The organism is Actinotalea endophytica (assembly GCF_025717005.1).
Taxonomy (GTDB): Bacteria; Actinomycetota; Actinomycetes; order Actinomycetales; family Cellulomonadaceae; genus Actinotalea.
Window position 1 is genome coordinate 122,821 of record NZ_JAOVZU010000003.1, and the last position, 11,671, is coordinate 134,491.

Below are 11,671 nucleotides of genomic sequence, written 5' to 3' on the forward strand. Positions count from 1 at the left end.
TCCTCCTTGAGTGTGGATGTACCGCAGATGGATCGATCAGGCGTCCTGGGGCGAGCGTCGGTGACGGCGGATGCCGTCGACCGAGACCGCGCTGATGATGATCAGCCCGGTCGCGAACTGGCTCCAGACGGCGGGGATGTTGAAGTAGACGAGCGCGATGCTCACGGCGTTGAGCAGCACGGCACCGATCGCGGCGCCGAACACCGTCGCCCGCCCACCGGTGAGCGGGTTGCCGCCGATCACCGCTCCGGCGACCGCGAACAGCTCGAACCCGTTGCCGGACGTCGGGTCGCCGCTGGTGAAGAAGGCGAGCCCGAGCAGGCCGGCGATCCCGGCGATGAAGCCGGACATCAGGAAGGCGGTGGCCTTGGTGCGACGCACGGGGATGCCGGCGAACTGGGCGGCGTCCTCGTTGGAGCCGATCTCACGGACCCGGAACCCGAACGGCGTGGCACGCAGCACCACGGTGAGCACCGCGACGACGAGGACGAGGATCCACACCGACACGGCGACGTTGAGGATCTCCCCGCCGCCCAGGATGGTGAAGAACGGGTGGTCGATCGGCATGCCGATGATCTGGCGGCCCCCCGAGATGGCCGCGGACAGACCGCGTAGGACCCACCCCATGGCGAGCGTCGCGATCAGCGAGTTGATCCGGATGCCGAGCACGACGACCGAGTTGAGGGCGCCGACGGCGACCGCGAGCAGCAGCCCGCAGATCGCCGCGAGCCACGGGTCGAGGCCGTTCTGGATCAGGATCGCGGTGGCCACCGCGGACAGCACGTAGGTGCCGCCGACCGAGAGGTCGACCTCGCCCTGGGTGATCAGGAACGCCAGCCCGGACGCCATCAGTGCGACGTACACCGACTGCTGGGCGACGTTGGACAGCTGCGTGAAGGAGAGGAACTCCGGCCGCAGCAGCCCGACCACCACGATCAGCCCGACGAGGGCGATCGCCGCGCTCGACCAGTCCGCGCCGAAGACCTTGCGCACCACGGTGCCGACACCGGCCCGCCGGGGCGCCGCCTCCGGCCGCCGCTCGTCGATCTTCGTGCTCATGCATCGACCTCTCGTCGCTGAGAAGACCGCAGGCCTTCGTCGGGGGGCAGGTGCAGGCGCAGGAACCCGTCCACGAGGTCGAGCACGGGTTCCTGCCAGAACGGCGGCCCACCGTGGTCGGCGCCGCGCAGCTGGTAGAGCTCCACGGACCGGCCGGCGTCGACCAGCGCGTCGTGCAGCAGGACGCTCTGCCCGAACGGCACGAGCCGGTCCCGGCTCCCGTGGACCATGAGCACGGGCGGGACGTCCCGATCGGGGTGCAGGTGCCCGGCCAGGACCGTCGGGGCGACCAGGTCGGGCCGCGCGAGCACGTCGTGCCCGCCGATCAGCATGCCTTCCGGGCTGGTCGGCGAGACGTGGTCCTGGACGGACGGCTCCTCGTTCATCCGCGCGATGTCCGTCGGCCCGTAGTAGTCGACGACACAGCTCACGTGCAGCGGCTCGCCGTCGGGTTCGTCGGAGTACTCGGGGTCGCCCTCGGTGAGCGCGGTGAGCAGCGCGGTGTGCGCACCCGAGGAGTCCCCCCACAGCGCGACGCGGGACGGGTCGATGCGGTAGCGGTCCGCGTGGGTCCGCAGGAACCGGACCGCGGAGCGGGTGTCGCGCACCTGGGCCGGGAACGGCGCCACGTCGGACGGCCGGTACTCGACGACCGCCACGACGTACCCCCGGGCGGCGAAGTGCGCCAGGGCCGGGAGCTCCTGGCCGAGCATCTGCTCACCCCAGGCCGAACCCTGGACGAAGACCACCAGCGGGAAGCGCCGGCCGGACTCGGCGCCGGCCGCGTCGTCCGAGGGCGGCACGGGGGGCGCGACGATCTGCAGGTGCAGGCGGCGACCCGACTTCGCGGCGTACTCCACCGCGAGCCAGGCGGTCCCGTGCCGCGGCGTGTGGTCCGCGAGCAGCACGCTCATGCGCTCGGTGCTGTGCTCGCTCGGTGGGAAGTCGTCCAGCGGTACCGGGCGCGGTTCGACGAGCGGTGGGTCCCAGGTGCGCGGGACCTCCGTGCCCTCTCCGGCACGGAGCTCCTCGGGCAACGCGGGAGTGTTCGCCACCACGGTGTGGGTACCTCCTCGGTCGGCGCCGACCAGGTTCGCGGCTACCGCGTCGACCCCGTCGTCGACGCGCCGGACCAGCGCGGCATCTCGAACGTATCCGACTTCGGATCTTTTTGCTAGACCCTGACTTAAAGCAAGCGCGGAGCCCGCAACTCTGCCAAGATGCACAGCGTGAAGGGGCCGTCGGACGTCGCCGAGATTCGCCGAGCGAACCTCGCCCTGACCCTGCAGACCCTCGACGAGCTCGCCCCCTGCTCACGCACCGACCTGCGGCACGCGACCGGTCTGGTCAGCGGCTCGGTCTCCAGCCTGGTCGACGAGCTGGTCGCCCGGGGCCTGGTGGTCGAACCCGGCCAGACCACGTCCAACGGCCGTGGGCGGCCCCGTCGCGTCCTCGGGCTGAACCCGCTCAGGGTGGTCGGTGTCGCGGTCCAGCTGACCCCGCTCGAGGTGATCGCGGAGGTCCGCGACCTCGGCGGCGAGCTGAGGTGGCAGGTGCGCCAGCCGCACGGCATCAGGCACGGCGTCAGCGACGATCTCGTCGCCGCGCTCGTCGACGCCGCCCTCCAGGCGGAGGCCGCGGCCGCGCAGATCGCGGGCGCCTGGGTCTGCGGCACGGTGGTCGGGGTCCCCGGCCCCGTCGCCTCGGGTCGGGTGCTCGCCGACTCGATCGAGTTCGGCACCCCACGGACCGACCTGTTCGAGCCGCTCCGGGAGCGCCTTCCCGCCGGCCGCGACCTGGTCGTGATGAACGACGGCCGGCTCGGCGCGGTGGCCGAGTACTCCGCGATCCCGCCCCGCGAACGCCCGCGCTCGATGGCCTACCTGACCGGGGGCAAGGGCGTCAGCGGTGGGCTGATCGTCGCCGGGATGCCCCACCTCGGCGCCCACCTGATGGCCGGCGAGTGCGGACACATCAGCGTCGCCATGGACGGCCCGCCGTGCGACTGCGGAGCGCGCGGCTGCCTCACGCTCTACCTGGGCACCGACGCCCTCTTCGCGGCGACCGACCTCACCACCCTCGCGGCCGACCGCGGCCAGGACGTCGCACTCGTCCGGCTCGAGGAGCGCCTCGCCGCGGGTGACGCCGACGCCCGGACCGCCCTCGACCGGGCCGGACGGGCCCTCGCGAGCGCGATCGGCACGATGAGCAACTACACCGACATCGACCTCGTCGTCCTCGGCGGCGCGCTCCCCCGGCTCGAGCGCTGGTTGCTGGCCCCGGTCACCGAGCTGCTCGACGCGCGTCAGGAACGCATCCCCGAGTTCAACCCGGTCGTCGCGAGCGCCCGCCGCGGCGACGGGGCGACGCTGATCGGAGCGTGGCTCCTGGCGCGGCAACGCCTCATGGCGGACCCCAGCCGCGTTCCGCTCCTCGGCGGCTGAGCCGCCCGGCCCACCGCAGCGGAGTCGTAGTCTGCTCACGCGACCACGGCGCGTCCGGGTCCGCGACGAGGAGGCCCCGTGACGTTCGCCCGCCTGTTGCGGCGCCGCGCGGGCGCCCAGCTCGGGCTGCTCGCCCTGGCCGCTCTCCTCGCGGGACTGGTCTCGGCGACCCTCGTCACCGTGCTCGGGCACGTCGCGCTCGCCGCCCAGAACGGGCTCGTCACCGCGCTCGCCGACGCGGGGCCCACCGGCGCGGCGACCCAGTTCGCGACCCCGCTCGCGCACGACCCGGCGCAGCAGGTCGCCGCCGCCGAGGAGATCCTCGACGCGACGCTCGACGGCTTCCCCGTGGTCGTGCAACGCAGCGAGCTGTCGACACCGCTCACCGTGGACGGTCACGAGGTCGCCGTCGCAGCGGTGCCGAACCTCGACGCCCTGGTCACCGTCGTGGACGGGACTCTCGACGCCGGTGAGGCGGACCCGGGTGGGACCGACGGCGCCGAGCCCGTCGCCGCGTCGCTGTCCTCCGCCACCGCCGAGGCGCTGGGCGTCGAGGTCGGCGACCGGCTCAGCCTCGCCGGGGCCAACCCGGACGCGGCGCCGCTGGAGATCGAGGTCGCCGCGGTCTGGGAACCGGTCGACGCCGGCGACCCGCGCTGGTTCGGCGAGCAGGACGGCGCCGTCTGGATCGGCGAGGCGGACCTCGACGTCGTCCCGGCGACGCTGCGGGTCCGCTGGACCGTCGTACCGGACGGAGAGCTCCTCTCGCCCGGCCAGATCCCGGCGCTGCGCACCGCACTCGACGACACGCTCACCGCGCTCAAGGCCGACGACGCCGTCGACGAGCTCGGCGTGCTCGCGACCGACGGCCTGGACACCACGCTCGCGCAGATCGACCGCACGCTCAGCACGGTGCGTGCGCTGTCCGTCCCTGCGACCCTGCTCGCGGTCCTGGTCGGGATCGTGGTGCTGGCCCAGCTCGCCGCACTCCTCGCCGACGTGCGGCGCGGCGAGCTCGTGCTGCTGCGCTCCCGCGGTGCATCGCGGGCCCGGCTCGTCGGCGCGGCGGCCGTCGAAGGGCTCATCGTGGGAGCTGTGGGCGCCGCGCTCGGGTCGCTGCTCGCGGCCGTCGCGCTGCGCGGTCTCGGCACCGTGCCGGTCGACCTCGGGATCGGCGCCCCCGCCGCGGTGGCGGCCGGCGTCGGCGCCGTCCTCGCCGGGGCAACCTGGTGGCGCGTGCGCGGTCCGCTGCGCGAGGAGCGCGCCGACCGTCCGCTGCGTGGCTCGGCGGTCCTCGGCGTGGTCACGCTGGTGCTCGTGGCCGCGGGGATCGGGCTGTGGCGGCTGACCGACCTCGGGTCGCCGGTGCGCACCGTCGACGGGCGGGCCGCGCCCGAGCCGCTGGCCACCGCGGCACTCGCCCTCGGTCTGCTCGCCGTCGCCGTGGTGGTCGCAGCGGCCGTACCGCCTGCGGCGCGGGCCGCGTCCGGCCTGGCGGCCCGGCGGCGTGACCTCCGGGTGCTCGCGGTCCAGGAGATCGCCCGCCGCCCCACCGCGCACGGCGCCGCGGCGGCGCTCGTCGCCCTCGCCGTCGCGACCGCCGTCGTGGTCGCGTTCTTCCTCGGCTCGTGGCAGTCGCTGCGCACCGTGCGGACCGCCGTGAGCAACGGCGCCGACCTGCGCCTGGTGGCCGACTCCCGTGACGTGCCCGACGTGCTCGTGGCCGCGCGGACCGCGGACCCCACGGCCACCGTCGTCGTCGCGGACACCCGGACCGCGACGCTGGGCGGGGTCGACGCCCTCGTCGTCGCAGTCCCCCGGGCGGCCTGGCCCCTGCTGCACCGCTCGCCGGACGATCCCGCCCCGGCCGACGACGCGCCCGCCGCGTCCGACGCACCGGTGCCGCTGCCTGCCGGCACCGGCACGCTCGAGGTCGACCTGGCCGTGATCTCCGCCGCGGCCGAGGACCCGGCGCTCGGCTCGCCCCAGGTCGCCGCATGGGTCCGCACCGACGGGGTCGCCCGACGGGTCGAGCTCACCCCGGTCGCATCCGGGACCGCACCCGACCGCCGGACCGGCACGTGGCGCGCCGACGTGACCGGCGCGACCGACCTGGTGGCGCTCGACGTTCGGGTCGCCGCCGAGCAGCCGTACCGGGTCGAGCTCGACTCGGTCGAGGCCGACGGGACGCCGCTCACGATGCCCGGCCACGGTGCACTGGTCGGCCGTACCACCCGGACGCTGGTCGGCGAGTCCGGCACCACTCCCACGCTGCACGTCCCGGCCGAGGCGGTGGCCCCCGGCACCACCGTGCGGTTCGAGACGCTCACCGACGGGGCGCTCCCGGTCGTGGCGACCCGCGCGCTCGCGTCCGCGCTGTCGCTGTCGATCGGCGACCGGACCACGGCGACCATCCCCGGCCACACGCTGCAGATCGAGCTGACCCAGGTCGTCGAGGCCGTGCCCGGCTCCACCGACCCGCGCTCGATGCTCGTCGACCTCGACGCCTGGACCGCGACACAGCTGTGGACCGGCACGGACGTCGCCGCGCCGCACGAGATCTGGGCCTGGGCCGAGACAGCCGAGGGCACGGCAGCGCTCGCCGCGGCGCTGCCCGGCGCCACCTCCGCGACGCCGGGGCCCGCTCCGCTGCTCGACCCCGCCCTCACCGCCTTCCGCGTCGCGACCTGGGCCACCGTTGCCCTGGCGATCGGCGGGGTGCTGGCCGCAGCACGGGCCGGCGCCCGGGCGCGCCGCCCGGAGATCGGCGTGCTGCGCGGGATCGGTGTCGAGGGCGCGACCCAGGCCGGGATGCGGGTCGCCGAGCACGCCCGCGTGCTCGCGCCGGCCATTCTCGGCGGCGCCGCGGCCGGGACGGCGCTCGCGGTCGTGGTGACCCGACCGCTGGTCACCGCGCTCGACGCGGGCACCGTCCCGCTCCCGGTGGTCCTCGAGGTCGATGCCCGCGCCCTGGCCACGTGGACGGTCGTGGTGCTCGTCGCGGTCGTCACGATCGTCGCCGGGGTCGCGCGCGACACGGCTCGCCGCGCGCGCACCGCCTCCCCCCGCGAGGTGGTCCCGTGATCCGCGTGCTGCGCCGCCAGCTCGGCTGGGACCTCGTCCTGGTCGGGCTCGTCACCGCGGCCCTGGTCGCGCTGACCGTCGCCTGGCCGCGCGCGCTCGACCGGCTGCTCCGGGACGACCTGGTCTCCCGCACCGAGGCGCTACCCGCCACCCAGCGCGACCTGACGCTCACCGTGCCCAAGCGCGACCTCACGATCGCCGACCCGCCGGACGCCGACGCCGCGCAGGCGATGATGGCCCAGGCCGACGCGTGGACCGCCGCCCAGGTCGCCGACGCGGGCCCCGCGTTGACCTCGGTGCTCGGCGAGCCGCAGCACGAGATCACCCGGCCGTCGTACTACGTGGAGCGCGGTGACGACGCACCCGGCATCTCGTACATGACCGTCACGCTCTCCGCCGGGCCACGGCGCCAGGACCTCGACCTCGTCGAGGGGACGTGGCCCGCGCCGCTGGACACCGCCGGCTGGATCGAGGATTCCGCCGACGCGGGTCGGCTCGTCCCGGTCACGATGGACGTCGTGGTCTCGGTCGATGCCGCGCGCTGGATGGGCTGGAGCGTCGGCGACGTGAAGGCCTCGCGCGACCCGTCCTACCCGGTCGACCTGCGACTCTCCGGTCTGGTCGAGGCGACCGACCCGGACAGCGAGGTCTGGGACCACCTGCCGGGTGTGCTGGAACCCGTGGTCGACCGCGACGACAACACCGGCTGGACGGTTCACGGGATCGCATACATCGACCCGGACGGTGTCGGCGCCATGATGCCGACCCGAGGCGTCGAGCTCGACGCCTGGTACCCCGTCGACCCGGTCGCCGTCGGGGACGCCGACCGCGAGGAGCTCACTGCCGAGCTCGCCGGCCTGCGCGCCGCGACCGGCCTGCGCACCCAGCTCACCGGGGTGCTGGACACCGCGTCCGGCCGCGAGCGGACGGCCACCACCCTCCTGTCGGTGCTGGTCACCGGCCTGATCGGGGCGGCGACCGGCGTGCTGTGGCTCGCCGCCCGGCTCGCGATCGAGCGCCGGCGCGCCGCGCTCGTGCTGCTGCGGGCCCGCGGGGCGTCGTCCGTCCGGCTCGCGGCGCTGGTCGGCACGCAGGCGGCCGCGGCCGCACTGCCGGGCGCCGCCGTGGGGGTCGCGATCGCGATGCAGGTCCCCGGCCGCACCGACCCCACGGACCTGGTGCTGCCGGCCGCGGTGACGATCGGTGCCGTCGCGCTCATGGTGGTCGCCGGTGCGCGGGTGCACGCCGCCGCGGTCCGGCGCGCCCGGTGGCGGTGGGTCGCCGAGGTGGTCGTGCTCGCGATCGCAGCGGTCGCGCTCATGTCGCAGACGGCCTCCGACCCGCTCGTGACGACGCTCCCGGTGATCGTGGGCCTGGCAGCCGCGCTGGTCGCGATGCGGGTCTACCCGTGGCCCGCACGTGCCGCGCTGCACGCCCTGAGCCGGCGGGGGGATCTCGGGACGTTCCTCGGGGTCGCGCGCGCGGCCCGGGTTCCGGCCGCCGGGCTGATCACGGTGCTCGCGCTGACCCTCGGGGTCGCGACCGCGGGCCTCGCGGTCACGGCCGTCGCCACCGTGAACGCGGCCACCGAGCGCAGCGCGGTGCGGTACGTCGGCTCCGACGTCCGCGTCGACCTGGCGTGGTCGGCGCAGGGTGTGGGGCTCCCGGAGGACCAGGTGGCGGCCGTGCGGGAGCTGCCCGGTGTCGCGGAGCTGGCCGCGATCGCGGACGCCGGCACCGTCGAGCTCCGCCACGACCGGTCGAGCCAGACGATCCACCTGCTGGTGGCCGACGGTGCCGACCTGGCGCGCGTGCAGTCCGGGATCCCCGGCGGCGTGCAGGGGCTCGGCGGCACAGTCGCGCTCGTCGCCGAGGACGTCCCCACCGGGGAGGTCGTCCTCGAGGCCCCCCGCGGCGACCTGGCCCTCGAGGCGCAGGCGTCCGCGGACGTGCCCGGTGTCACGAGCGGGTCCGGCTGGGTCCTGCTCGACCGCTCCACCTGGGCGGAGGCGCGCGGCACTCCCCCGGTGACCCGGCTGCTCCTGCGCCTGGAACCCGGCGCCGAGCCCGACGCGGTCGTGGCCGCCGTGCGGGACGTGGTCGACGACCGGGTCACGGTCACCACGCTCGACCAGGCGATCGCCTCGATCGCCCAGGGCGTCCTGGTGACCGGCGTGCGCGACGCCATGCTCCTGGTCGCGGCGACCAGCCTGCTGCTCGTCGCCGTGCTCCTGGTGCTCCTGCTGATCGCCGACGCCCCGGCGCGCGGCCGGTCCGCGGCGATCCTCGCGACCCTGGGGGCGCCCGGGACGGTGCACCGCCGGCTCGTGGTCGCGGACGTGCTCGGCCCGGTGCTGGTGGGTGGGCTGGCCGGTGCGGCCGCAGGCGCGGTGCTCCCCTACGCGGTGCTGCGGGTCGCGGACCTGCGGCCGTTCACCGGCGCAGTCGAACGACCGCCGGTGGTGCTGGACCCGGCTCTGCTGCTCGCGGCGGGCGGCGGGCTCGTCCTCGTGGCGGCGGTGGGCGTGCTCATCGCGGTCCGGGTGGCGCGCCGGGTCTCCCCGGTCGAGGTGCTGCGGGAAGGAGCGGGAGGATGACCGTCATGGACGCGGAGATCCGGTGCGAGGACCTCGTGCGGATCTTCACGGCCGAGGGCGTCGAGGTCCAGGCCCTTCAGGGGCTGAACCTCACCGTCGAGGCCGGGGACCTGGTCGCCCTGGTCGGCGCCTCGGGCTCGGGCAAGTCGACCCTGCTGACCATCCTGTCCGGTCTCGACCGGCCGACGGCCGGGGCCGCGTCCGTCGCCGGCCACGACCTGGTCACCATGACGCCGGGCGAGCGCCAGGTGTTCCGGCGGGACACGGTCGGGTTCGTCTGGCAGCAGACCGCCCGCAACCTGCTCCCCTACCTCACCGCGGTCGAGAACGTCACGCTGCCCATGGTGCTGGGCCGGCGTCGCAGCGACCGGGCGGCCCGCCGGGCACGCGCCGCCGAGCTCCTCGACGTCCTCGGCGTGGCCGACGTCGCCGACCGCCGTCCCGCGGAGCTGTCCGGCGGCGAGCAGCAGCGGGTGGCGATCGCGACCGCGGTCGCCAACGGGCCCCGCGTGCTGCTCGCCGACGAACCGACCGGTGAGCTGGACGAGGCCACCAGCGCCGACGTCCTCGACGCGATCCGCCACGTCACCACCGAGCTGGGCATGACCACGCTGATCGTCACGCACGACCCCGCGGTGGCCACGCACGTGCGCCGCACCGTGCGGATCCGCGACGGGCGCACCGCCACCGAGACGCTGCGCCGCACGGCGCTCGACGAGCACGGCCACGAGCTGCACGTGCACGAGGAGTTCGCGGTGATCGACCGCGTCGGTCGCCTGCAGCTGCCGCGCGAGTTCGTCGACGCGCTCGACCTGCGCGACCGGGTGCGCCTCGGTCTGGAGACCGACCACGTGCGGGTCTCGTCGGGCACCCAGGTGGACGCCGGGACAGGTGCCGACCCGGGCGCGGCCCCGGAACGGCCCCCGGGCGCGGCCGCCGAGCCGAGCACGCCGGACGGCCTTGGCCCGACGGGCGACCACCGCGAGCCGGAGGAGGACGCGTGACCGGGGTGCTGCGCGCGACGGGGCTGCGCAAGGTCTACGGCACGGGCCGCCGCACCGTCGTCGCGCTCGACGGCGTCGACCTGACGGCCGAGCCGGGCCGGATCGTCGTGGTGCGCGGGCGCTCGGGCTCGGGCAAGACGACGTTGCTGCACCTGCTCGGCGGCCTGGACCGCGCCGACTCCGGCACCGTGCACCTCGACGACACCGAGCTGGGCTCGCTCCCCGAACGGGACCTGCTCGCCCTGCGCCGGGACCGGGTGTCGTTCGTCTTCCAGTCCTTCGGGCTGCTGCCGGTGCTGTCCGCGGCCGAGAACGTCGAGGTGCCCCTGCGCCTGCGCGGTACGCCGGTGGACGAGCGCACCGAGCGGGTCGACGCGGCCCTCGAGGCGGTCGGGCTCGCGCAGCACGCCCGGCAGCGGCCCGGAGAGCTGTCCGGCGGTCAGCAGCAGCGGGTCGCCATCGCCCGCGCGGTCGTCGCGCGCCCGGAGGTGCTGCTCGCCGACGAGCCCACGGCGCAGCTCGACTCCGAGACCGCGGTCGCCGTGATGGACCTGCTGGTCGGCTTCGTCCGCGAGCACCAGGCGGTCGCCGTGGTCTCCACGCACGACCCGCTGATCGCCGAGCGCGCCGACCGCGTCCTCGAGCTGCACTCCGGCCGCGTGATCGACGCGGCATGAGCGATCACCTCGGAGGGCCGCAGCCCGGACCCTGGGGCACGCCGTGACGGACCTGGTCGAGCGGCTCCGCGCCGCGGGGTGCGTGTTCGCCGAGGAGGAGGCCGCCCTGCTGGAGGCCGAGGCACCCGACGTCGCGACGCTCGACGCCTGGGCGGCGCGGCGGGTCGATGGTGAGCCGCTGGAGACGATCGTCGGCTGGGCCGAGCTCGACGGTGTGCGGGTGACCGTCGCCCCCGGGGTGTTCGTGCCGCGGCGTCGCAGCGCGCTGCTGGTCCGCGAGGCGGTCGCGCACCTGCGCCCGGGCGGGGTGCTCGTCGACCTGTGCTGCGGTTCGGGTGCGCTCGGCCTGGTCGCGGCGTTGCGCGTCCCGGGGGTGGTGCTGCACGCCGTGGACCTCGAACCCGCGGCGGTCGCGTGCGCCGCGGCGAACCTCGTGCAGGTCGGCGGCGTGGCGCACGAGGGTGATCTGGACGCGCCGTTGCCGGCCGACCTGCGCGGCCGGGTCGACGTCCTGGTGGCGAACGCTCCGTACGTGCCCAGCGACGCCATCGCGTCGATGCCCCCCGAGGCACGGGACCACGAGCCGCAGGTCGCCCTCGACGGCGGCGCCGACGGCCTGGACGTGCTGCGCCGCGTGCTCGCGGTGGCGCCGCGCTGGCTCGCGCCGACCGGGATCGTCGTCGTCGAGTGCTCGCGGTCCCAGGCCCCTCACCTGGTGGCGGCGGCCGTGGCGGAGGGGCTGCGGCCCCACCAGGTCGCGGACCCCGAGCTCGATGCGACGGCGGTCGTGGCGCGGCTCGGCTGAG

Annotated in this window: 8 protein-coding genes; 6 read left to right on the plus strand and 2 right to left on the minus strand. The window is 75.6% G+C overall.

Annotated features, from left to right (window positions below):
* Nucleotides 1–36: 36 nt before the first annotated feature.
* Complete coding sequence (locus OEB99_RS06115; RefSeq protein WP_263509037.1) at nucleotides 37–1,059, minus strand: ABC transporter permease; 1,023 nt, start codon at nucleotides 1,057–1,059, stop codon at nucleotides 37–39.
* Nucleotides 1,056–2,114, minus strand: a complete 1,059-nt coding sequence (locus tag OEB99_RS06120; RefSeq protein ID WP_263509038.1) for an alpha/beta hydrolase — start codon at nucleotides 2,112–2,114, stop codon at nucleotides 1,056–1,058. The genes OEB99_RS06115 and OEB99_RS06120 overlap by 4 nt, the downstream gene beginning before the upstream one ends.
* A 174-nt stretch (nucleotides 2,115–2,288) precedes the next feature.
* Here OEB99_RS06120 and OEB99_RS06125 point away from each other — a divergent pair, with 174 nt between their 5' ends.
* The 6 genes from OEB99_RS06125 to OEB99_RS06150 all read left to right on the plus strand — a co-directional run bounded on the left by OEB99_RS06125 (nucleotide 2,289) and on the right by OEB99_RS06150 (nucleotide 11,670).
* Nucleotides 2,289–3,503, plus strand: a complete 1,215-nt coding sequence (locus tag OEB99_RS06125) for an ROK family protein (RefSeq protein ID WP_263509039.1) — start codon at nucleotides 2,289–2,291, stop codon at nucleotides 3,501–3,503.
* A 78-nt stretch (nucleotides 3,504–3,581) separates the two neighbouring features.
* Nucleotides 3,582–6,587 carry an ABC transporter permease family protein gene (locus OEB99_RS06130; protein WP_263509040.1) on the plus strand — a complete coding sequence of 1,002 codons (3,006 nt, stop codon included), beginning with the start codon at nucleotides 3,582–3,584 and terminating at the stop codon, nucleotides 6,585–6,587.
* On the plus strand, nucleotides 6,584–9,184 hold the full coding sequence (locus tag OEB99_RS06135) for an FtsX-like permease family protein (RefSeq protein WP_263509041.1): 2,601 nt from the start codon (nucleotides 6,584–6,586) through the stop codon (nucleotides 9,182–9,184). The genes OEB99_RS06130 and OEB99_RS06135 overlap by 4 nt, the downstream gene beginning before the upstream one ends.
* Nucleotides 9,181–10,188 carry an ABC transporter ATP-binding protein gene (locus OEB99_RS06140; protein WP_263509042.1) on the plus strand — a complete coding sequence of 336 codons (1,008 nt, stop codon included), beginning with the start codon at nucleotides 9,181–9,183 and terminating at the stop codon, nucleotides 10,186–10,188. Before OEB99_RS06135 ends, OEB99_RS06140 begins: the two co-directional genes overlap by 4 nt.
* Nucleotides 10,185–10,865, plus strand: coding sequence for an ABC transporter ATP-binding protein (locus OEB99_RS06145; protein ID WP_263509043.1), 681 nt, complete (start codon nucleotides 10,185–10,187; stop codon nucleotides 10,863–10,865). Before OEB99_RS06140 ends, OEB99_RS06145 begins: the two co-directional genes overlap by 4 nt.
* A gap of 43 nt (nucleotides 10,866–10,908) precedes the next feature.
* Nucleotides 10,909–11,670 carry a putative protein N(5)-glutamine methyltransferase gene (locus OEB99_RS06150; protein WP_263509044.1) on the plus strand — a complete coding sequence of 254 codons (762 nt, stop codon included), beginning with the start codon at nucleotides 10,909–10,911 and terminating at the stop codon, nucleotides 11,668–11,670.
* Nucleotide 11,671: the final 1 nt, after the last annotated feature.

Excerpts from the sequence above, each read along its gene's own strand:
- OEB99_RS06140 (WP_263509042.1), top strand. The coding sequence starts at position 9,181 with ATGACCGTCATGGACGCGGAGATCCGGTGCGAGGACCTCGTGCGGATC.
- OEB99_RS06115 (WP_263509037.1), bottom strand. The coding sequence starts at position 1,059 with ATGAGCACGAAGATCGACGAGCGGCGGCCGGAGGCGGCGCCCCGGCGG.